Here is a 22,196-nt window from a genome sequence, read left to right as displayed (position 1 = left end):
GCTCACAAATGCGGCCTTTTCAGCGTGGTCGGATACGCTCAATGCTGAGCGTGCCATCGTGCTGAATGCGGCCGCGCACTTGCACGTAGCCATCCGGCTGCGGCGCATTGTCCAAGCGTGTGGCAGGGGTGACCTGCAGCGGCAGTCCATCCAAGCTCCAGTTCGGCCCGAGCGTGCCATGCAGGCGCACTTTGCTGCCGGCGGGCAATTCGGCAGGAATGCCCTGTGCGTCCCTGGCACCTTGTTGAACCCAGGCCACGATCAACGCGATGTCTTCGTCATCAAGAAACGGCGGGCCGTCATGCGGCATACGCGGCCGCGCTTGGCCGCGTATGCGTCGTACTAGTTCGCTGGCCTCCGGTGCACCCGGAACCACGCGGGCGCGATCGGCAGTGCTGATAACCTCGGCGTAAGACGTCAGTATGTAACCTTCGGGTGCGGAACCGAGCAGTCCATTAGTTGAATGGCACTTGGCGCAACGTAAGGTGAGCAGGGGCTCAACATGGCTGTAGTTAACGGGCTCACCTGCTCCAGGGCGAGCTGGCTGGGCGGCTGGTGAGATTGTTGGGCCTGGTTGCAGGCCCTCGTTGACCCAGCGCTCGAATAGATTGATTTGTTCATCGCTGAGGTACGGCGGGCCGGTCATGGGCATGCGCGGCAGGCTGCTGCCTTTTAGGCGTTGGATCAGTTCACTGCCCTCAGCATCACCCGGCTTAACGATAGGGCCGCGGCGGCTGCCGCTCAGCAGGTGCTCCAAACTGTCGAGGGTCAGATCCAGCGGTGGTTGTGGGGCTGCATGACAGAGCACGCAGCGGCTGTGCAAGATCGGCGCAATATTCTGATAGGTCACAGGCGTTTGCCCATGGCTCTGATTGATCGCCAGCAACATCAGCCAACACAGCAAGCTATGCGGCAACAGCGCAGTGGGCATTCGGCCTGCCTCCCATTTGGGCTTCAGCCTGTTAAGCCTAGCTGCTGTGGAAGAGCCAGTGAGCCCGCTATCAGCTCAAACACATGGCGCGGCTTTAGTGCTAAAAACCAGCGGCATCAATATCAATCAGCAGCAGCCGTTTGCCGTTGTCGATGAATTGCCCGGCGGTCAGGCAGTACTGGTTGGTGGTGGCGTCGCGGTAGGTGCTGGAGAGAATCAGCCGACGCTCATCCCAGCCTTCGGCCAGCAGCTGATAGAAATACGGTCGCCATGACCAGTTATGCCCGACATAGCGTGCGTCGCTGCGCCAGTGCGGTTCGTGCCACTCCAGGTTGGCCGTGAGCTGGGTGCCGTGGCGGTCGCACTGGAAGATGCGCAGCAGCCACGGGTAGGCGTGCGGTTGCGGCAACTGATCAGGGGATGAACCGCCTTCGATCCAACTTTTGAAACTGTTCATCAGTTCGCCCAGTTGCTGGCGAAGGCTCATCAGGCGCGCACGCTCGGCGAGTTTCTGCTGCACATAATGGTCGCGCAATTGGGCAAAGCGCTTCACGAAGGCATTGCTGCTGAAAAAAGCCTCTTCGGGTTTGGCAAACAGATAACCCTGCACATAGCGCGCTCCGCACTCTAGGGCAAAGTCCAGCTCGGCTTCGGTTTCCACACCTTCGGCAATGATCCAGCAACCGGTTTTTTCCGCCATCTGCGCCAGCGCTTTAACCACTTCGCTGCTCGGCCCGCCACGGGCAGCCTGTTGGAACAGGCGCATGTCTAATTTGAGAATGTCGGGTTGCAGGGCCAGCACACGGTCGAGTTGTGAGTAGCCGGCGCCGAAGTCGTCAATGGCTATCCGTGCGCCGGCTTGCCGGTAGCGCTCGACCACGCCGGGTAGGCGTGCGCTGGCGCCGCCTAACTCAGTAATCTCGAAGACGATGCGCGCAGGGTCGATACCGCTGCGCTCCAGTTGTTTCAGGCTGGGCAAGGCTTGTTCGGGACGCAGCCGGCTGATCCAGCGCGGCGAGATATTCAGGCTGAGGAACCAGTCCTGCGGGGCTTCGTGGAAGCGTGTGAGCGCTTGTTGGCGAACCTCACGGTCGAGGCGGCGCAGGGCGGTGGGTGGGGTTTTAGGGTCGCTGAAAAGCGGGCCGGCCGAGTGCAGGCGACCATCCTCAGTGCGCAGGCGCGCTAAGGCTTCGACACCGGCAATGCGGCCGGTAGCGGTATCGATAAAAGGTTGGAAAACAGCGAGCGGTTGACCGTTGAACACTGTGCAGTTCCTTAGCCAGGCAGGACGCCCATATGGGCGCTAAGCCAGGTGACTAAGCAAGATTGTGGCCAGATCAATCCTCTGCTTGGCTATCTTTACTCGTGTTTGCAGAACCGTCTGGGTAACGCGGAGGATTGCGCCTGAGCAGCGGGAAGGCGATCAGGGCGATGCGCAGCCAGCGACGCCAATGACCTCGGCGGATGCCAACGGTGGCCATCAGCAGCGCACTGCCTGCGACCCAAAAGGGTGCATTGCTGTTGCCCATCTCTTCGCGCCAATGCTTGCGCAAATATTGTGCTTGGCGCAGCGGTTGCAGCATCACCAGGGTTTCATGGCGCAGTTCCTGGCGGTGCATTTCCAAGCGCATGCGCAGCAAGGTTTTGCGCAGTTCGCGGCGCGAGGCCTTGGCGGGTAACTCGTGGGTAATCATGGCAGAAGTTGCTCACGGTCGCGGGTCAGTTCTTCAAGGCTGGCGCTGAAGGGGGCGGGCGCATTGCGTATACGCTGCAACAGCGCGATCAAGGCGCTCAGCAGTGCTAGCGCATAAAAACTGCACAGGCCACTGATCACTAGCAAGCGATGGCTTTCCCAGAAGACAATCAGCAGCGCAGCCGACAGGCCTATGACCAGCAACAGGCCGAACAATAGGCTCATGCTGGCTAACACCAACAAGCTCAGGGTATGGCTTTGCTGCTCTTTGAACTCTTCAGCAAACAGCGCGATGTGGCCCTGCAATAACCCCAGCAGGGCGCTGGCAAATCGTTGTGGCGAAGTGCCGCGGCTTGGCGGGGTAGGGGGTATTGCATCCATTGAACTTCTCTTTAACGTCGGGAGATCAGCATGCCTAGGAGTAAGCCGATAGCGGCAGCAACGCCGATGGTTTGCCAAGGGTGAGTCTGCACATAGCCCTCGGTGGCTTCAAGTGCGGCTTTGCCGCGAGCCTGTATGGCGTCTTCGGCGCTGTGCAGGGTGCCGCGTGCACGGCCCAGGCTGCTACGGATTTGTTCGCGCAACTCTTCAGCCTGCTCACCCGCGAGGCTGGCGGAGTGTTGCAGCAAGCTTTCGGTGTCGCGTACCAATGCCTGGAACTCTTCGAGCAACTGATCTTGGTTGGACGATACGGGTGTCTTACGGGCCATGGTTTTTCTCCTTTTACCTACGGGCAGTGTAGGACGTTCGAGTTCTCTTCGGGGGAGTGGTTCCTTTTTTCTTCGGTACACAGCAGATGCTGTTGCAACCGTGGCTGGTACAGCGCTTGCATTGCGATGGTGCGCACTCTTGCACGTATGCGCTTTTATAGCGCTGAAAGAGGCTTGGCCAGGACGCCGTGGTGCACCAATAACTTATTAATAACTATGGAATAAGTACTTCGAGGTGAGGTCTGGGTGGCGCTTCTTTGGTGCTGAATAGGCCTGGCATCGGCAGGGTGGATAGGCATAAATGCCGCTATCTGGTGCGCTTTTTTCGCATTGTGATCCTCTTTGGTGCTTTTTCCCGCTACGGAGTTTTCTTCGCAGATGGACACTATCAACAGTGCTGTAGAAACCTTGATTCACGGCTCCAATACTCTGTTTATTCTGCTCGGTGCCGTGATGGTGCTGGCGATGCACGCCGGCTTTGCTTTTCTCGAAGTGGGTACGGTTCGGCAGAAGAACCAGGTTAACGCCTTGTCGAAGATCATCTCCGACTTTGCCGTGTCGGCCCTGGCTTATTTCTTCATCGGTTACTGGATCGCTTACGGCGTGACGTTTCTTGAGCCGGCCAGCGTACTGACTGAGGGTAATGGCTACGGCCTGGTTAAATTCTTCTTTCTGCTGACCTTCGCCGCAGCTATCCCGGCAATCATTTCCGGCGGCATCGCCGAGCGTGCCAAGTTCGGCCCACAACTGTGTGCCACGGTGCTAATTGTGGCGTTTATCTACCCCTTCTTCGAAGGGATGATTTGGAATGGCAACTACGGCGTTCAGGGCTGGCTGGAGTCGCAGTTTGGTGCCGCTTTCCATGACTTCGCTGGCTCGGTGGTGGTGCATGCGATGGGTGGCTGGCTGGCTTTTGGCGCGGTGATTCTGCTGGGGCAGCGTAATGGTCGTTACCGTGAGGGCCGTTTGGTAGCGTTTGCGCCGTCGAACATTCCATTTCTTGCGCTGGGTTCGTGGATTCTGATCATTGGTTGGTTTGGCTTTAACGTGATGAGTGCGCAAACCCTCGGTAGCGTCAGTGGTCTGGTGGCAGTCAACACGCTGATGGCGATGGTGGGTGGCACAGTGGCTGCGTTGTTTGTGGGGCGTAATGACCCAGGCTTTCTGCACAATGGCCCGCTGGCCGGTTTGGTGGCAGTGTGTGCGGGTTCTGACCTAATGCACCCGGTAGGTGCCCTGGCCACTGGTGCGATTGCGGGTGCTCTGTTTGTTTGGGCATTCACCGCTACCCAAGTGAAATGGAAGATCGACGATGTGCTCGGCGTATGGCCGTTGCACGGCCTGTGCGGCGTATGGGGCGGCATTGCCTGCGGTATCTTCGGTCAACAGGCGCTGGGCGGCTTGGGCGGCGTCAGCTTGATCAGCCAATTTATCGGCACCGGGTTGGGTGTGCTAGTGGCCTTAATTGGCGGCGTGCTGGTGTACGGTGTGTTGAAAGTCAGTGTCGGTATCCGCCTGAGCCAAGAGCAGGAGTACTACGGTGCAGACCTTTCGATACATAAGATTGGCTCGACCAGCCAGGACTGATGATTAAGCAGTAATGCAAAAGGCCCGGACAAATGCCCGGGCCTTTTTATTACAACAGCAGAAGAGACGCTTAGAACAGTGGCAGGGTGTAGCTCACGATCAGGCGGTTCTCGTCATAGGAATTGCCAAAGTTGGCGCGGGTTGTGGCGTTGCGCCACTTCACCCCTAGGTTTTTAAGCGGGCCTTCCTGAAACACGTAAGCAATGTCGGTGTCGCGTTCCCACTCCTTACCTTCGGAGGCCGCTGCGCCACGGTCGATATTGTCACCGGACAGATAGCGGGTCATGAAGGTCAAGCCAGGAATGCCAACAGAGGCGAAATTGAAGTCGTAACGTGCCTGCCAGGATTGTTCGTCCTTGTTGGCAAAGTCACCGATTTGTACATAGTTGACCAGGAATGGATCGGTACCACCTATATAGGCATAGCCAGTGTCACCGCTCATTTTCTGATAGCCGATACCGAAGGAGTGGCCGCTCAAAGCGTAGGTAAACATGGCACCGAAGGCTTTGTTGTCGACGTTGCTATCGCCGTCATCAGTGGAGCGGGCGAAGCGCAGGTCAGTCTTTAGGGTCTGCTTGTCGGCAATCGGCAGGACATGCACTAGATTGACGATGTGTTGTTTATAGAGCCCATCCAGTGCGCCGTAGTTGTAACCGGTGGTCAGCTGGTCGTTCCACTTGTAGCTCAGGCCAGCGAAATTGAATTCGTCACTGTCACCATTGGCAAGCGCAAAGCCGCGGGTGCCGGGCTTTGCGGTACCGCCATTCAGCACCATGGTTTGGTTATTGGAAGAGTCGCGGTTGTTAATCCTATTGAGCTGGCCGGCGTCGAAGGTAAGGCCGCCAATTTCTTGGGAGTTCAGCCAGCCGCCCTGGAAGCTCTGTGGCAGCAGGCGCGAGTCGTTGGCTGAAATAGACGGCAATTTCGGTAGTAGGGTGCCAATCTTGAGCGTGCTCTTGGAAATTCGCGCTTTTACGGTAGCGCCAAGCTCGCTGTAATCGTCTGGAGCCTTGCCGCTGTCGCCCACGGGCAAAAGGCCGGTGCCTGCACGGTCCGGGCTGGAGTCCAGCTTCAGACCCAGTGCGCCGATGGCATCCACGCCGAAGCCGACAGTGCCTTCGGTGTAGCCAGATTCGAATCGCAGCAGAAAACCCTGGGCCCATTCCTCGGCCTTATTCTTGGTAGCGGTATCCTGACGGAAGTCGCGGTTCATATAGAAATTACGCGCTTCAATGCTTGCTTTGCTGTCCTTGATAAATTCTGCCTGAGCCAGCGATGGCAGGGTGAGGCAGGAGCCCAGTGCGGCGAGTGCCACAGCGCGGGCGAGGGGGGTTGTGCTCATTATTATTAGCTCCTCGTGTGTGCGGGTCGGCGTGCGCCCGATCTGTTCCAGCGAGGCGCAATAAAGCATGGACGTTTGTCCTTAGCCTTTAGACTTTGGTCGGTTATGCATGATCGAATAGGACTAGGGAGCAGTGTGCGGTCGTTACAGACGCTCTAGCATGAGCGCGGTGCCGTTGATCGGATTGCCCAGCGTCAGGTTAAAGTTTCATCGAGTTGGGCCGCCAACTTGTTAATACACCGCTCAGGTACTTTGCCATGAACCCTCTGGCCGCAAACTTATCCTCTGCCTCGCGCTCGTCTTCCATCACCGCTCAGCCGGCTATACGCAATGCGGCTGATGCGCAGGCAACGCTGGCCAATCGTCTGGCCGAACGCCTAGGGCTTGAACCTGGCTCGCTGGCTGGTAAGGCCAACGACTTCAGTCCGGAGAAAGTCGCCGGGCGCATTCTTGGGTTTATCGAGCAGCGTCTGCAAAGTGAACAAGCGGCTGGTGCCGATACCGCCAAATTGCAAAAATTCCTCGACCAAGCCCGTGAAGGTGTGGAAAAAGGTTTTGCCGAAGCGCGCAAGATTCTCGACGGTATGGGGGGGCTGCAAGGCAAGGTGGCGAGCGATATTGACGACACTTACCAAAAGATTCAGGACGGCTTCAGTGGTCTGAGCCAGCGCTTCAACCCCGATGCCGCATTGGTTGAGGGCTCAAGCAGCATTGCGGCCTATAGCGAGCGCTTTGCCGCCCAGGCAGATACCTTCGAGATGTCGGTGACCACCCGCGATGGTGATCGCTTGCGCATTTCCATCGCCCAGGCATCGGCCAACTGGTCGCAGACTGGCGTGGTCGCCAGCAGCAATGGCCAAGGCAGCTCAGCGGTTGCCAGCAGTCAGTCAGGCAGCCTGCAGATTGGCGCGTGGCAAATCAGTGTTGAGGGTGAGCTGGATGACGAGGAACGCGGCGCGTTGGAGAAGCTCTTTGGCCAGGTGCAGGAACTGTCCAACAAGTTTTATGCCGGCGATCTGTCCGGCGCATTCGACCGGGCCATGGCGCTGGAGATGGATGGCGAGCAGTTGGCATCGATGTCCCTGCGCCTGACCCAAACTACTGTGCGTCAGGCCACCGATACCTACAGTTCAGTGGCGCAAGAAGGCGGGCAGGCCGCCAGCGCGGTCAATAAATCACTAATCGACTACGCCCAAGGCATGCTCGACGCTCTGCGCAACGTCAATCAGTTGGTTGCAGAAGGCACAGACAAGACCAGCTTGCTGGATCTGCTAAAAGGCGGTTTCTCGTTGGATGAGCGATTCGATAGTGCTCGTCTGGATAAAGCCGAGCGGCTTAATAGCCGCTTGCTTGAGAGCCTGCAAAACCTGCGCGACCCCGCCTTAGAAAGCAGCAAGACCACGAACGCCTGAAACTAGGGCAGTGCTAAACTGCTCGTCCATTGGTCTATGGAGGTGCGCAGATGCTCCCGGAATGCCAACTCTTCGGTACGCTCGGCTGTCACCTCTGTGAGGTGGCAGAAGGGTTGCTGATGCCATTTGTCGAGCATGGTCTGCTGGTCGAATTGATCGATATTGCTGAGCATGAACACATAGTCGAGGATTACGCGCTGCGTATTCCTGTGCTGCGCCGCTGCGATACTGGCGCCGAGTTGAACTGGCCATTTGAGGCCGATCAGATTGCCGAGTTCCTGCGTAGCGCCTGATGCCCATGCGCGCGTGGGTCAACGATTTATTGAAGGATGAAGATTAATGAGCATGGTGCATGGAGACGCCTTGTCGTTGCTGCTATTCCGGTTGCACAGCGGCCGCTTACTGGGGATCAACCTGCTCAAAGTTCAGGAAATCATTCCATGTCCGCCGCTGACCAAGCTGCCCAGTCGCCATCCGCATGTGCGTGGTGTTACCACGCTACGTGGCTCGGCATTGACGGTAATCGACCTAGGCAAAGCCATCGGTGAGCAGGGCGTTCCCGGCAGTAATGACGGCTGCCTGATCGTCACTGAGCTCAGCCGCTCACGTCAGGGCCTGCATGTGCAAAGCGTAGAGCGCATTGTGCAGTGCTCCACCCGCGATGTGCGTCCACCGCCGGCGGGCTCCGGTAGCAAGGCGTTTATCACCGGGGTTACCCAGATTGACGGGAAAATTGTGCAGATTCTCGATATCGAGAAAGTACTGCATGAACTCGCGCCGGCGATTATCGAAGAGCTCGACGAGCAACTGTTGTCCGATCGTCAGCGTGCGCTGCTCAAAGGGCGCCGCGTCCTGGTCGTGGATGACTCCCATGTGGCGCTGCAGCAAACCACAATTACCCTGCGCAAGTTGCAGCTGGATTGCCAGATGGTGCGCAGTGCTGCCGCAGCGCTTGAGTTGCTGCAAGCGCAATACGCTGCCGGGCAACCAATTGAAGTGTTGGTGTCGGATATCGAAATGCCGGAAATGGATGGCTATGAGCTCGTACGTACGTTGCGTAAAAAACCGGATATTGGTCAGGTTTATGTCTTGCTGCACACCTCGCTCGACAGCACCATGAACACTGAAAAAGCCAAGGCAGTTGGTGCCAACGATGTGCTGACTAAGTTCTCTATTGTGGACCTGAGTAAGGCATTGGTGCGCGCGTTCGAAAGCCTGCAATAGCGTTCAGCAGCCACAAAAAAGCCCGCGATTAGGCGGGCTTTTTTGTGGCTGCTGTGCGAAGCAGTTCAAAACAGAATTTGCTCGGAGACAGGATTGGTGTCTGCGATGTTCTGCTGCTGAACGGGACACGCTAACGAGCAGTGCTTAATGAAAGCTTTACCGTGCAAGGGGTAAGGCTTTATCAGGCTTTAATTGTTACTAACGTCCGAGTGCTTTTGCTCAGCATGTCAGCACCTAAGTGTCGTGAAGTAGATCCCCACGACACCTAGGCCATCGGCTTACAGCTCTTTGACGGTCCGCACTTGATCCTTGTTGATCTTGGCGCGCTTGCCATCGAGCTGTTCGAACTCGTAGAAGCCTGAATCCTCATCAAAATTCGGCTCGTCGATGGTCTGGATTTCACGGCCGTCGTTGAGGGTGATCACTGTGGGCGATGCGCAACCGGTCAGCGCGGCCAGGCCCAAGGTAAGCAGTAATGCTGGAATAATCCGCTGGGTCATGGGGTTCTCCTTGATTGATAGAGGTTTTTACCCAGCGTGTGACGAAGTATTGCCAAGCAAGTTCCCTACGTGATGGTTATTCTCGCGCCGACAGTAACGCTGGCGTATTGAAGTTGGCCAGGCGCTGGTCGCCTGCAGGGCACTCCACGGTCAATGGATTCAGGCTGCGTAACCAACGCTGTGGGCTGCGTTCACCCGCGTGCCACGCGCGCTCAAGGTCGGTGCAGAGCGTGCGTGGAATCACGCAGAAGAGCGGTTCGATAAACTCGCCCTGGCGCACCACCACAGCCCGTTCGCCGGCCTGACTCAGCAGCGCCAACAGCAGTGGCGTGTCGAGTTGTGGCGCATCGCACGGCAGGATCAACAGGTGAGTGTGGCGCGCTGCACGCAGGCCAACTTTGATGCCCGCGAGGGGACCTTGGAAGTCCGCTTCATCGTCGGCAACCAAATGGTCCGCGTAAGGCGCGTAATGCCCGGCGTTACGGTTGCAGGAAATAATCAGGTCGTCAGTCAACGGTCGCACCAACTCATGCAGCCAGGCAATCAGTGGGCGTCCTTGCCAGTCGAGCAGGCCTTTGTCAGCACCGCCCATACGTTGCCCTCGACCACCTGCTAGCAGCAGCACGGAACAGGTGGGAAGAACGGTAAGCGCGGGCATGTGCAGCCTCCTAAAGCGGGCCTGTGATATAACGGCGAGCATTATCACCCATAACTGGAAGCCTGCCATGAACCACAAGGCCGACGCACATTTCGTGCCCTTGAATATCGCGGTTTTGACCGTCAGCGACACCCGTAGCCTGGAAACCGACACTTCGGGTCAACTATTTGTTGACCGTTTACAGGCTGCCGGCCACCAGCTTGCTGCGCGGGTCTTGCTCAAGGACGATCTGTACAAAATTCGCGCTCAAGTGGCCACCTGGATTGCCGAGGATCAAGTGCAGGTGGTGTTGATCACCGGTGGCACTGGCTTTACTGGTCGCGACAGTACCCCTGAAGCGGTGAGCTGTTTGCTGGACAAACAGGTTGATGGTTTCGGCGAGTTGTTCCGGCAGATTTCCATGGTCGATATTGGTACCTCCACCGTGCAATCGCGTGCCTTGGCCGGTATGGCTAATGGCACGCTGGTCTGTTGCCTACCGGGTTCGACCAATGCCTGCCGTACTGCTTGGGATGGCATCCTCGGTGAGCAACTAGATAACCGCCACCGCCCGTGCAATTTCGTCCCGCATTTAAAAGCGCTGGCTGCCTGCGAGAGCCGTGGATGAGCAGCGCTGACAAGCCAGGGTTGATGCCAGTTGAGGTGGCACTGGCGCGTTTGCTGGCGCAGGCAGAGGCCTCGGAAATTGTTGAAACTGAACGCGTCAGCTTAAACGCAGCCGATGGCCGGGTGCTGGCTGAGCCGTTACTTGCCGAACTGGATCTGCCGCCTTGGGACAACAGTGCAATGGACGGTTATGCCTTGCGCCTTGCCGACTGGACGGGTGAGCCGCTGCTGGTAAGTCAGCGTATTCAGGCCGGCAGTGCACCCACGCCGCTGCAGCCAGGTACCTGTGCGCGCATCTTCACCGGCGCGCCGCTACCAGCGGGTGCCGATACCGTAGAGATGCAAGAGAATGCCGTGCTCGCCGAGGACGGGCGAGTCGCATTCAGCGCGCCGCTAAGCGTGCGCCAGAACGTGCGCGGGCAAGGTCAGGAAACCCGTATTGGCGACAGCGTACTGCCTGCGGGTACACGTTTAGGGCCGATCGAGTTGGGCCTAGCAGCATCCCTCGGTGCGGCTGAATTGGTGGTGCGTCGTCGGCCACGGGTCGCGGTGTTGTCTACCGGCGATGAGCTGGTGGAGCCGGGGCTGCCATTGGGCCCGGGGCAGATTTACAACAGCAATAGGCGTTTGCTGATGGCCTGGCTGCAACGCTTAGGCTGCGAGGTGGTGGACGGCGGTATCTTGGCCGATGACCTCGAGCTGACTCGCGCGGCGCTGGGCGCACTGAGTGACGTTGACCTGATTCTCTCAACTGGCGGCGTATCAGTCGGTGAGGCGGATTTCCTTGGCATCGCGCTACGTGAAGAGGGTGAACTGGCGCTATGGAAGCTGGCGATCAAGCCGGGTAAGCCGCTCACCTGCGGGCAGTTTCGTGGCGTACCGGTGATCGGCTTGCCAGGTAATCCGGCATCAACGCTGGTCACTTTCGGCCTGCTGGCGCGGCCCTATCTGCTGCGCCGCCTAGGTGTGCAGCGGGTCGAGCCGCTGGGCTTCCCGCTGCCGGCGGGCTTCACTTGGAACAAACCGGGCAAGCGCCGTGAATACCTGCGTGCGCGCTTGGAAAATGGCCGGGTGGTGCCTTATCCCAATCAGAGCTCCGGAGTGCTGCGCAGTGCTGCATGGGCCGAAGGTTTTGCCGAGGTGTTGGAAGATACGACGCTGGCCGAGGGCGACAGCCTGCGGTTTATCCCGCTGAGCGAAATACTCGGCTAATGCCGCGCAGGATGGGTTACGCCGCTACTCGCCTAATCTAGGCGGCTCCACCCATCCTAGGGTTTGCGCTGGCGCTCGCGGTATTCACCCGGCGTTTGTCCGGTCCAGCTCTTGAAACTGCGATGGAATGAACGCGACTCGGTAAAGCCCAGGTAGCTGGCGATATCTTGAATCGCCAGCTCGCTGCGCAGCAGGTAGTACTCGGCCAGCTCTTGGCGCAATTCATCGAGAATCTGTTGGTAGCTGGTGCCGGCCAGTTGCAGGTGGCGCTGCAGGGTGCGCACCGTCATGTTGAATTTCTCCGCGACCCGCTCCTTGCGCGGCAGCCCATCTTTGAGCAGCAGGCGCAGGGCATTCTTCACCCGTTGCGGCAGCGGCTCGCCGTCATCTAGTCCGGCCATCAAGGTTAGCGCGTGTTCTTCCAGGGTACGCAACAGGTTGGCATCGGCCTGACGCAGCGGCACGGCGAGGTATTCCAGCGGTACGATCAAAGCATTGCAGCTTTGCTCGAAGCGAATCGGACAGCCAAAAATCGCCTGGTATTCCTCAAGTTCTGCACCTTTCGGCTGTGCATGTTCGAACCAGACCTCTTTGGGCGAGCGCTGCATGTCGGCGATCCAGCGTGCATACAACAGCCAGGATGCCAGCACGTTTTCCACCATGTGGCGGCGGATCGGTTCGGCCTGATGGCGGCAGCTCCAGATCAATTTGACCTGATCACTGCCCGCCTCAACCCGGCTTACGCCCATATCACCGACCAGTTTTTCGTAAGGCACGATGCGGCTCATCGCCTCGCCCAGCGTGGCGCAATTCATGGTGATGTAACCCAGCACACTCCACGATCCAGGCTGCACAAAACGTGCGCAATGCAGGCCGAACAGCGGGTCATCAGAGACCTTGAGCAGGTGTGCGAGCAGGCGCTCGTGGGTTTCGCTGGGAATGCGCTTGCCATTGTCAGTCAGGTCTTCAGCTTGAAGCCCGGCCGCGTTCAAGGCTTGGTCGATATTCAGGCCCAGCTGTTCGGCGTGGCGTAAATACTTAAGCAGGGCTGGGACTGAGGTGTAGCCGAGGTTGTCGGTCATCGTCTTATTCTGAATGTCTTGATTGGCGATAGCGCCTGGCCCGATTCGACAGTGACGCTCCGGCGAGGCCGGCTAGTATAGGCAGCCATTGAGAGTGACTGAAATATCCGGGAGAAACAGATGCGACGTTGGAATGGCTGGGGTGATGAAGCAACAGTGGTGGAACTACCGGCCCATGGCGAGGCTTTTCTTGCAGGCTTAGTCGGCCCGGGCCAAGTGCTTGCCGATGCTAGCTTGGAACACGTACTGGCTCAGGTACCCGCTTCACGCCTGCAGGCCCATCCGCTGATCAGCTTTTCCGCAGAAGACCGTGTCCGCCATGCCCGTGGCCAGAGCCTGCCGGACTGGCTGGCCATGCGCTCCGGTGATTTTGGCGTGTTCCCTGACGGCGTGGCCTACCCGGAAAGTGCCGCGCAGATTGCCGAGTTACTGGCCTGGGCCAGTCAGCAAAATCTGATTGTGATCCCTTACGGTGGTGGTACCTCAGTAGCCGGGCATATCAACCCGCAAGCGGGCGACAAACCCGTGCTAACCCTGTCGCTGGAACGCATGGTCAAGCTGGTTGATATCGACCACGCTAGCCTGATCGCCACCTTCGAGCCCGGTGCCAATGGCCCGCAAGTAGAAAGCCAGCTACGCGCTCAAGGTTATACCTTGGGCCACTTCCCGCAATCCTGGGAGCTGTCGACGTTGGGCGGTTGGGTCGCCAGCCGTTCCAGCGGCCAGCAGTCGCTGCGCTACGGGCGGATCGAGCAGCTGTTTGCCGGTGGTAAGGTCGAAACCTTTGCTGGCACCTTGGATATTCCGACTTTCCCTGCCTCTGCTGGCGGCCCTGATTTGCGCGAAATACTGATGGGCTCCGAAGGGCGCTTCGGCATCATCTCCGAAGTCAAAGTACGCATCACCCGCTTGGCCGAGCAGGAAAGCTTCTACGCGGTGTTTTTGCCTAACTGGCAGCAGGCGTTGGAGGCCATTCGCAACCTGGCTCAGGCGCGGGTGCCGCTGTCGATGCTGCGCCTGTCCAACGCCATCGAAACCAAAACCCAGCTGGCGTTGGCCGGTCATCCGCAGCAGATCGCCTGGCTGGAAAAGTACCTGGCCCTGCGCGGTACCCGTGATGGCAAGTGCATGTTGACCTTCGGCGTCACCGGCAGCCGCACGCAGAACGCCGCTTCGCTGAAACAAGCGAAGAAGCTGCTCAAAGGCTTTGGCGGCATCTTCACCGGCACCCTGCTCGGCAAAAAGTGGGCAGAAAACCGTTTTCGTTTCCCTTATTTGCGTCATGGTTTGTGGGCAGCCGGTTATGCGGTGGACACCCTGGAAACTGCCACCGACTGGAGCAATGTCGATAGCTTGCTGAACAAGCTCGAAAACAGCCTGCGCAATGGTCTGGCTGAAGAGGGCGAGCAGGTGCATGTGTTTACTCACCTGTCGCATGTCTACAACCAAGGATCGAGCATTTACACCACCTACGTATTCCGTCCTGGCAGCAGCTATGCCGAGGCTATGGCGCGTTGGCAGAAACTCAAACATAACGCCTGCCAAACCATCGTCGAGAACCGCGGCACCATCAGCCATCAGCATGGCGTCGGCCGTGATCATGCACCGTATTTGGCGGTTGAAAAGGGTGAGCTGGGCATGGCTGCACTCAAGAGTCTGGCGGGGCACTTTGACCCCGAGCAGCGGTTGGCGCCTGGCGTGTTGTTGCAGGATTGATCATGACTAACTGGAACGCCGCCTGGCGCACCCAAGCATTGCCTGAACTGGCTGAACGCGACTGGGACCTGATTGTCGTCGGTGGCGGCATCAGCGGTGCCGGCATTCTGCGTGAAGCGGCGCGGCGTGGTTGGAAGTGCCTGCTGTTGGAACAGCGCGATTTCGCTTGGGGCACTTCGAGTCGCTCGTCGAAGATGGTCCATGGCGGTCTGCGCTATATCGCCAAGGGCCAATTTGGCCTGACCCGTGACTCTGTGCGCGAGCGTGAGCGCCTGCTGCAGGAAGCGCCGGGGTTGGTCGACCCCTTGAGTTTTATCATGGCGCATTACCAGGGTGGCTTTCCCGGCCCGCGCGTCTTCGGTGGCCTGCTGGCGGTGTATGACGCCCTGGCCGGCAAGCGCAACCATCTCTACTACCCGCTGCAGCAGCTGCGATACCTCGCGCCTGGGCTGAAAGAGGATGGGCTGCAAGGTGGCACACGGTTTTTTGATGCCGTGACCGATGACGCGCGTCTGGTGCAGCGAGTGCTGGGCGAGGCGCGCGCTGACGGTGGCGAAGCACTGAACGGCATGCGCGTGGTCGAGTTGTTGCGTGAGGACGATCGGGTGACCGGCCTGCTCGCTGAAGATATGGAAACCGGCCAGCAGCATAGCTTCACTGCCCGCGCCGTGGCCCAGGCCACAGGTGCTTGGGCCGATCAATTGCGACAGAAAACCGGGCTGGAACATATCCGTCCACTGCGTGGCAGTCACCTGCTGCTACCGGCCTGGCGTTTGCCCGTAGCGCATGCCTTCAGCTTTATGCACAGCGCCGACAAGCGTCCGGTGTTTGTATTCCCCTGGGAGGGCGCGACCGTGATCGGCACCACCGATCTCGATCACCCGGCACCACTGAGTGAAGAGGCGCGCATTAGCGCGGATGAAGTGGACTACTTGCTAGACGCCTGCGCCCAGCAGTTTCCAGCGGCCGCGATCAAAGCAGCGGATGTGCTCTCAACTTGGGCCGGGGTGCGCCCTGTGGTCAGCGATGGCGCTGAGGGGCGCAAGCCCTCTGATGAAAAACGTGAGCATGCGCTATGGGTTGAGCCCGGTTGCGTCACCCTGGCCGGTGGCAAGCTGACCACCTTCCGGTTGTTAGCGCTGGAGGTGCTGCAAGCTTGCGCGCCGATGATCGGGCGGACGCTGGACGATCATGGTGCATGCACCTTTGCCGCTGTGGCGAAGCCACCTATGCCGCTATTAAGTCCCGCCCAACAGAAGCGTCTAGCCGGTCGCTATGGCCGCGCGCTGACGCAGCTGCTGGCGCTGATCGAGCAACTTGGCCACGAATCTGTGGTGGGTACAGACACGCTTTGGGCTGAACTGGCTTGGGCAGCCGAGCAGGAGCTGGTGCTGCACCTGGATGATCTGTTGCTGCGGCGCACTCGCCTCGGTCTGCTGCTGGCTCGCGGCGCTGCGGCTGAGCTGCCGCGTATTCGCACGTTATGCCAGGCCCGTCTGGGTTGGGATGACGCGCGCTGGCAACAGGAAGAGCAGGCATATCTGCAACTCTGGCAGCATTGTTACAGCCTGCCGGTAGAAGAATGATGAATAAGAAGGACAGTGCATTGAGTGAGCAAAGCTACCTGTTAGCCATCGACAACGGCACCCAGAGCATTCGCGCGTTGCTGTTCGATCTTCAGGGCAATCTGCTCGCTAAGGGCAAGGTCGAGCTTGAGGCTTATTACTCTAAGCAACCCGGCTGGGCCGAGCAGGACCCTGAATATTATTGGGCCAGCCTCGGCCAGGCCTGCGCGCAACTCTGGGAACAGATTGACATCGACCGCCGCCTGATCAAAGGCGTGTCGCTGACCACGCAACGCGGCACAGTGATCAATGTCGATGAACAGGGTCAGCCGCTACGTCCGGCCATGCTTTGGCTGGATCAACGTCAAGCTGAGGTGCGTGGGCCGATTAAAGGGCCGTGGGGCTGGTTGTTCAAGCTGTTGAGGCTGCAAGACACGGTGAATCATTTTCGCGCGCAGGCTGAGGTCAATTGGGTCGCCCAGAACCAGCCGGAAATTTGGGCCAACACCCATAAAGTACTGTTGCTTTCTGGCTTTCTGACTCACCGTTTATGCGGACAGTTTGTTGATTCGCTGGCCAGTTGTGTGGCCTATCTACCGTTCGACTACAAGCGTCTGCAGTGGGCCAAACCCAACGACTGGAAATGGCAGGCCATTCCTGTTCGCCGCGAACAGTTGCCGAGGCTATGTAAGCCCGGCGAACTTCTCGGCCATATCAGTGCCATGGCCAGTCAACATACCGGCATCCCCGAAGGTTTGCCGCTGATCGCAGCGGGTGCCGATAAAGCCTGTGAAGTACTCGGTGCGGGCGGCGTAGAGCCCTCCACCGCGTGCTTGTCTTACGGTACCACTGCGACCATCAACACTACCCGCAGTCGCTATCTTGAAACTGTGCCACTGATACCGCCTTACCCCTCGGCGATTCCCGACCATTTCAACACCGAGGTGATGATTTACCGCGGTTTTTGGATGGTCAGCTGGTTTAAAAAAGAGTTTGGTCTGCGCGAAATGCAGCGGGCTAAGGCCCTAGGCGTGGAGCCTGAGGCACTGTTCGATGAGCTGGTCAACAGCGTGCCGGCCGGCTCCATGGGCCTGATGCTGCAGCCTTACTGGTCGCCGGGTATTCGTGAGCCGGGCCTGGAGGCCAAGGGCTCGATTATCGGTTTTGGCGATGTGCACACCCGCGCACATATCTACCGGGCAATTCTCGAAGGTTTGGCCTATGCCCTGCGCCAGGGCAAGGAGAAGATCGAGAAACGTTCTGGTACGCCCATCACCCGGCTACGCGTTTCCGGCGGCGGTTCGCAGAGCGATGCGGCGATGCAGCTCACTGCGGATATTTTCGGCTTGCCTGCTGAGCGCCCACACCTCTATGAAACCAGCGGCCTGGGCGCGGCAATCAACTGTGCTGTCGGCCTAGGTTTGCACCCGGATTACCCAACGGCCATCGCCGCTATGACCCGCATCGGTCAGGTGTTCGTACCGAATCCAGAAGCGCAGCGCGTGTATCAGCAGCTGTACATGCAGGTTTATCAACGCATGTACAAGCAGCTTAAGCCGTTGTATCAGAGCATTCGCAAGATCACCGGCTATCCGGCGTAGGCTGGGTTGGGCGCATTGATACCCATCGGGCATATCGATGGGTTACGCCTTCGGCTAACCCATCCTGCGCCTCGCGAGCCTTTACCCAGATTTGATAGGGGCGATCAGGCCACATCCACCAGGATGACTTCACTGTCTTCAATGGCCGTTACGCGGAGCACTTCGACATCGCTTACTGCGACACCATCACGGGCCTGCGCCGCAACGCCGTTAACCTCGATGCTGCCGCTGGCGGCGACTAGGTAAGCTTTGCGTGTCGCGCCGACCGGATATTCGGCGCTTTGTCCCGCCTGCAAGGTGGCAGCGGCCAGTCGCGCATGGGCGCGAATCGGCAGCGCGTCTTGGTCTTCGGCAAAGCCGCTGGCCAGGGTGACAAAGGCGCCGGCGCGTTCACCTTTGGGGAACGGCTTGGCACCCCAAGAGGGCGGCAACCCCGCTTGGTTAGGTTGAATCCAGATTTGGAAGATCTTGCTGGTGGTGTCTTCTAGGTTGTATTCGCTGTGGGCAATGCCGGTTCCGGCGCTCATCACCTGCACATCACCAGCTTCAGTGCGGCCCTGATTACCCAAGTTATCAGTGTGGGTAATGGCGCCTTGGCGCACATAGGTGATGATTTCCATGTCACGGTGCTGATGCGTTGGGAAGCCGCTGTGCGGCGCGATCTCATCATCATTCCATACCCGTAATGGTCCCCAGTTCATACGTGCACGGTCATAGTATTCGGCAAAGGAAAAGTGATGGCGGGCATTCAGCCAGCCATGATGGGCGCCGCCGAGTTCGGCAAAGGGGCGTACTTCGATCATCTGCGTATCCTCATTAAATAGCGCTGGGCCGGTCAGTTGCAGCGTTCGTGTGTCGTGTGAGGATGATCGAATAATCTATAGCGATTAAAAATGCGTAATTTTGAAGCTTAAGTATCTATTTATTTGATATTTGTTGGCGAAGACAGCCAGGTGAGCAACCAATATGCTGCCGCTACGGTCTCTACTTTTCATGTATGGGGTCCCCCGGGTCTTGGAGAAAAGGATGCCTGAAGTCCACGAACGTAAAGCGCTGTTGATCCTGCACGGCAAGCAAGCTCTCAATATTGAGGTGAGGGCGGCCGTTGAAGCGCGCCGCAAAGAGGGTTGGCAGCTGGATGTACGCGTCACTTGGGAGGCCGGCGATGCGCAGCGCTTGGCTAATGAAGCATTGCAGGCGGGATACCCGATACTGATCGCCGGTGGCGGCGATGGCACCCTGCGGGATGTGGCCGAAGCCATGGCGTTGGCTAAAACCAATGCCAGCCTGGTGCTGTTGCCGCTGGGCACCGCCAATGATTTTGCTTGTGCTGCAGGCGTGCCGCTGGCGCCCATGGCGGCGCTGGCCTTACTCGATGAGCCGGCGCAGCCAATTGATTTAGGCGAAGTCGACGGTCAGCTCTTCCTAAATATGGCCACGGGCGGTTTTGGCTGTAGCGTCACCGCCAACACCTCGGAAGAGCTCAAGCGTGTTCTCGGCGGCGCGGCGTACTTTCTGACTGGTCTGAGCCGATTTGCCGAAGTGCAGTCGTCGTTCGGTCGCTTTGTCGGGCCGGATTTTCAGTGGGAAGGCGAGTTTCTCGCCCTCGGTATAGGCAATGGGCGTCAGGCCGGCGGCGGGCACGTGCTGTGTCCACAGGCTCGGGTCAACGATGGTTTGCTGGATGTGTGTATTGTGCCGGCGGCGGCTGATGTGGTCGGTACCCTGGGCACGCTCTTGTCGGGGGGCATCAATGGCTTGCAGAGTGTGGCCCTCAGCGCGCGGCTGGCCTGGTTAGAAGTCGACGCACCGCAAGGCCTATCGCTCAATCTGGATGGCGAGCCGATGACCAGTCGTCAATTGCGCTTTGTTGCGCTGCCGGCCGCCTTGCGGGTGCATTTGCCGAATGGTTCGCCGCTACTGGTGGCTTAAGTCGCACTAGGCGAGTTTCTGCTGCGTACTTATTGCAGCGGGCGCCGCATCATCTGCCTTTAGATGCGTGGCCTATAGCCGATACACTAGAGCATGGCCATTTGAACTAGGCCAAATCGATCAGTGAACAGGAGCGCATGATGGCCGGTATTCTCGACTCAGTGAACCAACGTACCCAGCTGGTGGGCGAGAATCGCCTGGAAATTCTGATGTTCCGCCTGGCCGGCCGACAACTGTTTGCGATTAACGTGTTTAAAGTGCAAGAAGTGCTGCAGATGCCCAAGCTGACGCTGATGCCGCAGCGCCACCGGTTTGTCTGCGGAGTGGTAAACCTGCGTGGGAAAACCCTGCCGGTTATCGATTTGTCTCAGGCCATCGGCATGCGCCCCATCGTGCCAGATGAGCGCAGCACCATTATTGTTACGGAGTACAACCGTTCAGTGCAGGCATTCTTGGTTGGCGGGGTTGAGCGTATTCTCAACCTCAACTGGGAGTCCATCCTGCCGCCACCGGGCGGTGCCGGTCGGCAGCATTACCTGACGGCGATTACCAAGGTCGAAGAGCAGATTGTCGAAGTCATAGACGTAGAAAAGGTGCTGGCGGAAATCACCCCAATGAGCACCAAGGTGTCTCCGGAAAAACTGGCTGAGCCGCTGTTGGAGTTCGCCAGAGGCCGCGAAGTGTTGCTGGTGGATGACTCCACTGTTGCCATGAGTCAGCTCAAGGGCACCATGGCGCAACTGGATATTCGGTGCCACTGTGCCAGCGATGGCCTGCGTGCCTTGAACCTGCTTAAAGGCTGGGCGGATGAAGGCATTAATGTGCCCGAAAAGTTGCTGATGGTGATTACCGATGCGGAAATGCCGGAAATGGATGGTTACCGCCTGACCACCGAAATCCGTAACGACCCGCGCCTCAAGGATTTGTACGTGGCGTTGCATACCTCGCTGTCCGGCAGCTTCAACGAAGCCATGGTGAAGAAGGTCGGCTGCGACAACTTCCTCTCCAAATTCCAGCCGGACAAACTGGTGGATGTGGTGTGCGAGCGCCTGGCGCTGCTGCATCCGCCTGAGTAAGTAGCAGTGCGCCAGGCTCGGGTTATTCGCTTAGGCGCTGGCGCAGTTGCTCAATGCGCTCGCGGTTAACGTCAAAATCCGCATAGCCCAAGCGTGACGCCGAGCGCACCTGCACTGCGTTTGTGCCGATCATAAACTCCACATCATCGGTAAAACGCATCAGCGCGCTGCTGTACTCCGCGCGAAGATAGCCCGGCGCTTCCTCTACCAGTAATGCCCGCGGCTCATCGCTTATCAACGCCTTGAGGCGCGCTTGGGTTTGCTCGGCGGAGCCTTGCAGTGCCAGCGGCTCGATAGCATGTTGCGCGTCGCTAGCCTGGCTGTTTACGCAGTTCGGTGAGTCCGGGCAGGGGGCTAGGCCGCCGCCCTGAATGCCCAAGTTATCCGGTGGGCTGCCGCTGCAAGCGCTTAGCAATAGGACTAGCGGCAAGGCGAGAGCAGGCTTGTGAGCGCGGCGGGTTACTCGTATAAGTGCGTTTTGCCAAAGGGAAGCTGGGTTCATGTTGCATCTCTCCGGGTTGTACCGTTATCCACTGAAGTCAGCAGCGGGCGAGGCCTTGCATGAAGCGACCCTGGACGCCTTGGGCGTGCAGGGTGACCGACGCTGGATGGTAGTCGATACGCAAACAGGACGCTTCCTTACTCAGCGGTTGCTGGCGCAGATGACACAGTTGCAGGCGCGCTGGCTGGGCAGCACACAGCTGCAGCTGTGTGCGCCAGGCATGGTCGATCTAAAGGTTGCAGTGCCGGATGAGCATGCGCCGCTGCGTGCTGTGACGATCTGGCGCGACAGCCTGCAGGTGCCGGATGCCGGGGATGAAGCGGCGCAGTGGCTCAGTCAATGGCTTGGTCGCGCGTGCCGGTTGGTGCAGGTATCTGAGCCGCGCGCACGGCAGGTTGATATGGTCTATGCCGAGGTAGGCGACAAGGTGGCGTTTGCCGATGGCTTCCCCTTGTTGCTAATTGGCCAGGCGTCGCTGGATGACTTGTCATCACGTGTCGGGCAGGCGTTGCCGATGCTGCGTTTCCGGCCAAATCTAGTGGTCAGTGGCAGCGAGGCTTATGCCGAAGACAGTTGGAAGCGGATTCGCATTGGCGAGCTGGAGTTTCGCGTGGTCAAGGGCTGTTCACGCTGCATCATGACCACCCTCGACCCACAAACCGGCGAGCGCAGCGCAGACCGTGAGCCGCTGACGACGCTGAAAACCTACCGTGAGCGTGAGGGTGAGGTGTATTTCGGGCAGAACCTAATCGCCTGTGGCGAAGGCCATTTGCGCCTGGATATGCCGGTTCAGGTGCTGGAGTAGGGCGGGAATGCACGCTCAATCGATGCGGTTGAGCGTGCACGG

Annotated in this window: 23 protein-coding genes; 12 read left to right on the top strand and 11 right to left on the bottom strand. The window is 58.7% G+C overall.

Annotation, left to right across the window (positions count from 1 at the left end):
- Nucleotides 1–19: 19 nt before the first annotated feature.
- From BMZ32_RS01050 to BMZ32_RS01030, 5 genes are all read right to left on the bottom strand, one after another.
- The gene (locus BMZ32_RS01050) at nt 20–931 is read right to left on the bottom strand and encodes a c-type cytochrome domain-containing protein (RefSeq protein ID WP_090238346.1); all 912 of its coding nucleotides are present in this window, start codon (nt 929–931) and stop codon (nt 20–22) included.
- A gap of 100 nt (nt 932–1,031) precedes the next feature.
- Nucleotides 1,032–2,195, bottom strand: a complete 1,164-nt coding sequence (locus tag BMZ32_RS01045) for an EAL domain-containing protein (protein WP_090238343.1) — start codon at nt 2,193–2,195, stop codon at nt 1,032–1,034.
- 73 nt (nt 2,196–2,268) lie between these two features.
- Nucleotides 2,269–2,625, bottom strand: coding sequence for a hypothetical protein (locus BMZ32_RS01040; RefSeq protein ID WP_090238340.1), 357 nt, complete (start codon nt 2,623–2,625; stop codon nt 2,269–2,271).
- The gene (locus BMZ32_RS01035; protein ID WP_090238336.1) at nt 2,622–3,005 is read right to left on the bottom strand and encodes a phage holin family protein; all 384 of its coding nucleotides are present in this window, start codon (nt 3,003–3,005) and stop codon (nt 2,622–2,624) included. The genes BMZ32_RS01040 and BMZ32_RS01035 overlap by 4 nt, the downstream gene beginning before the upstream one ends.
- Before the next feature lie 11 nt (nt 3,006–3,016).
- Nucleotides 3,017–3,334 carry an ElaB/YgaM/YqjD family protein gene (locus BMZ32_RS01030; RefSeq protein ID WP_090238333.1) on the bottom strand — a complete coding sequence of 106 codons (318 nt, stop codon included), beginning with the start codon at nt 3,332–3,334 and terminating at the stop codon, nt 3,017–3,019.
- Between the two features lie 378 nt (nt 3,335–3,712).
- Between BMZ32_RS01030 and BMZ32_RS01025 the strand changes: the two genes are divergently transcribed.
- Entirely contained in the window at nt 3,713–4,921 is a 1,209-nt protein-coding gene (locus BMZ32_RS01025) for an ammonium transporter (RefSeq protein WP_090238330.1), read from the top strand.
- Nucleotides 4,922–4,991: 70 nt separating this feature from the next.
- Here BMZ32_RS01025 and BMZ32_RS01020 read toward each other — a convergent pair whose 3' ends face one another.
- Nucleotides 4,992–6,263 (bottom strand): OprD family porin, encoded by a 1,272-nt coding sequence (locus BMZ32_RS01020; RefSeq protein WP_090238327.1) that lies wholly within the window; start codon nt 6,261–6,263, stop codon nt 4,992–4,994.
- A gap of 257 nt (nt 6,264–6,520) precedes the next feature.
- On the opposite strand from BMZ32_RS01020, the gene BMZ32_RS01015 reads away from it, so the two are divergent.
- Genes BMZ32_RS01015 through BMZ32_RS01005 form a run of 3 tightly spaced genes read left to right on the top strand, consistent with a single transcriptional unit; the run spans nt 6,521 to nt 8,899 of the window.
- Nucleotides 6,521–7,675 carry a DUF5610 domain-containing protein gene (locus BMZ32_RS01015; RefSeq protein WP_090238324.1) on the top strand — a complete coding sequence of 385 codons (1,155 nt, stop codon included), beginning with the start codon at nt 6,521–6,523 and terminating at the stop codon, nt 7,673–7,675.
- A 50-nt stretch (nt 7,676–7,725) separates the two neighbouring features.
- On the top strand, nt 7,726–7,968 hold the full coding sequence (locus BMZ32_RS01010) for a glutaredoxin family protein (RefSeq protein WP_090238321.1): 243 nt from the start codon (nt 7,726–7,728) through the stop codon (nt 7,966–7,968).
- 46 nt (nt 7,969–8,014) lie between these two features.
- Nucleotides 8,015–8,899, top strand: coding sequence for a chemotaxis protein CheV (locus BMZ32_RS01005; RefSeq protein ID WP_090238318.1), 885 nt, complete (start codon nt 8,015–8,017; stop codon nt 8,897–8,899).
- A 278-nt stretch (nt 8,900–9,177) separates the two neighbouring features.
- On the opposite strand, the gene BMZ32_RS01000 is transcribed toward BMZ32_RS01005, so the two are convergent.
- Nucleotides 9,178–9,399 (bottom strand): YgdI/YgdR family lipoprotein, encoded by a 222-nt coding sequence (locus tag BMZ32_RS01000; RefSeq protein WP_090238315.1) that lies wholly within the window; start codon nt 9,397–9,399, stop codon nt 9,178–9,180.
- A 76-nt stretch (nt 9,400–9,475) separates the two neighbouring features.
- Complete coding sequence (mobA, locus tag BMZ32_RS00995; RefSeq protein WP_090238312.1) at nt 9,476–10,057, bottom strand: molybdenum cofactor guanylyltransferase MobA; 582 nt, start codon at nt 10,055–10,057, stop codon at nt 9,476–9,478.
- A 67-nt stretch (nt 10,058–10,124) separates the two neighbouring features.
- Here mobA and moaB point away from each other — a divergent pair, with 67 nt between their 5' ends.
- Nucleotides 10,125–10,664 carry a molybdenum cofactor biosynthesis protein B gene (gene moaB, locus BMZ32_RS00990; RefSeq protein WP_090238309.1) on the top strand — a complete coding sequence of 180 codons (540 nt, stop codon included), beginning with the start codon at nt 10,125–10,127 and terminating at the stop codon, nt 10,662–10,664.
- A complete protein-coding gene (locus BMZ32_RS00985) occupies nt 10,661–11,875 on the top strand; it encodes a molybdopterin molybdotransferase MoeA (RefSeq protein ID WP_090238306.1) in 1,215 nt (404 codons plus the stop codon). The genes moaB and BMZ32_RS00985 overlap by 4 nt, the downstream gene beginning before the upstream one ends.
- Before the next feature lie 56 nt (nt 11,876–11,931).
- Here BMZ32_RS00985 and gliR read toward each other — a convergent pair whose 3' ends face one another.
- Nucleotides 11,932–12,957, bottom strand: a complete 1,026-nt coding sequence (gliR, locus tag BMZ32_RS00980) for an AraC family transcriptional regulator GliR (protein WP_090238302.1) — start codon at nt 12,955–12,957, stop codon at nt 11,932–11,934.
- A 120-nt stretch (nt 12,958–13,077) separates the two neighbouring features.
- Between gliR and BMZ32_RS00975 the strand changes: the two genes are divergently transcribed.
- Genes BMZ32_RS00975 through BMZ32_RS00965 form a run of 3 tightly spaced genes read left to right on the top strand, consistent with a single transcriptional unit; the run spans nt 13,078 to nt 17,839 of the window.
- Complete coding sequence (locus tag BMZ32_RS00975) at nt 13,078–14,673, top strand: FAD-binding oxidoreductase (protein WP_090238299.1); 1,596 nt, start codon at nt 13,078–13,080, stop codon at nt 14,671–14,673.
- Nucleotides 14,674–14,675: 2 nt separating this feature from the next.
- Nucleotides 14,676–16,259: a glycerol-3-phosphate dehydrogenase/oxidase gene (locus BMZ32_RS00970; RefSeq protein WP_090238295.1), complete on the top strand. Its 1,584-nt coding sequence runs from the start codon at nt 14,676–14,678 to the stop codon at nt 16,257–16,259.
- A complete protein-coding gene (locus BMZ32_RS00965) occupies nt 16,259–17,839 on the top strand; it encodes an FGGY-family carbohydrate kinase (protein WP_425272849.1) in 1,581 nt (526 codons plus the stop codon). The genes BMZ32_RS00970 and BMZ32_RS00965 overlap by 1 nt, the downstream gene beginning before the upstream one ends.
- A 104-nt stretch (nt 17,840–17,943) precedes the next feature.
- On the opposite strand, the gene BMZ32_RS00960 is transcribed toward BMZ32_RS00965, so the two are convergent.
- Complete coding sequence (locus tag BMZ32_RS00960) at nt 17,944–18,642, bottom strand: pirin family protein (RefSeq protein WP_090238292.1); 699 nt, start codon at nt 18,640–18,642, stop codon at nt 17,944–17,946.
- Between the two features lie 223 nt (nt 18,643–18,865).
- Between BMZ32_RS00960 and yegS the strand changes: the two genes are divergently transcribed.
- Both yegS and BMZ32_RS00950 read left to right on the top strand, forming a co-directional pair.
- Entirely contained in the window at nt 18,866–19,771 is a 906-nt protein-coding gene (gene yegS / locus BMZ32_RS00955) for a lipid kinase YegS (protein ID WP_090238289.1), read from the top strand.
- Between the two features lie 140 nt (nt 19,772–19,911).
- Nucleotides 19,912–20,847: a chemotaxis protein CheV gene (locus BMZ32_RS00950; protein ID WP_090238287.1), complete on the top strand. Its 936-nt coding sequence runs from the start codon at nt 19,912–19,914 to the stop codon at nt 20,845–20,847.
- Between the two features lie 22 nt (nt 20,848–20,869).
- Here BMZ32_RS00950 and BMZ32_RS00945 read toward each other — a convergent pair whose 3' ends face one another.
- Nucleotides 20,870–21,349 (bottom strand): DUF1499 domain-containing protein, encoded by a 480-nt coding sequence (locus BMZ32_RS00945; protein WP_090238284.1) that lies wholly within the window; start codon nt 21,347–21,349, stop codon nt 20,870–20,872.
- Here BMZ32_RS00945 and BMZ32_RS00940 point away from each other — a divergent pair.
- Nucleotides 21,348–22,154: an MOSC domain-containing protein gene (locus tag BMZ32_RS00940; protein ID WP_090238281.1), complete on the top strand. Its 807-nt coding sequence runs from the start codon at nt 21,348–21,350 to the stop codon at nt 22,152–22,154. The two genes, BMZ32_RS00945 and BMZ32_RS00940, sit on opposite strands and share 2 nt — an antisense overlap.
- Nucleotides 22,155–22,196 lie beyond the last annotated feature (42 nt).

The organism is Pseudomonas guineae, assembly GCF_900113745.1.
Classification (GTDB): domain Bacteria; phylum Pseudomonadota; class Gammaproteobacteria; order Pseudomonadales; family Pseudomonadaceae; genus Aquipseudomonas; species Aquipseudomonas guineae.
Note: the sequence above shows the minus strand (reverse complement) of the source record. Positions and strands in the feature narration are given on the sequence as shown.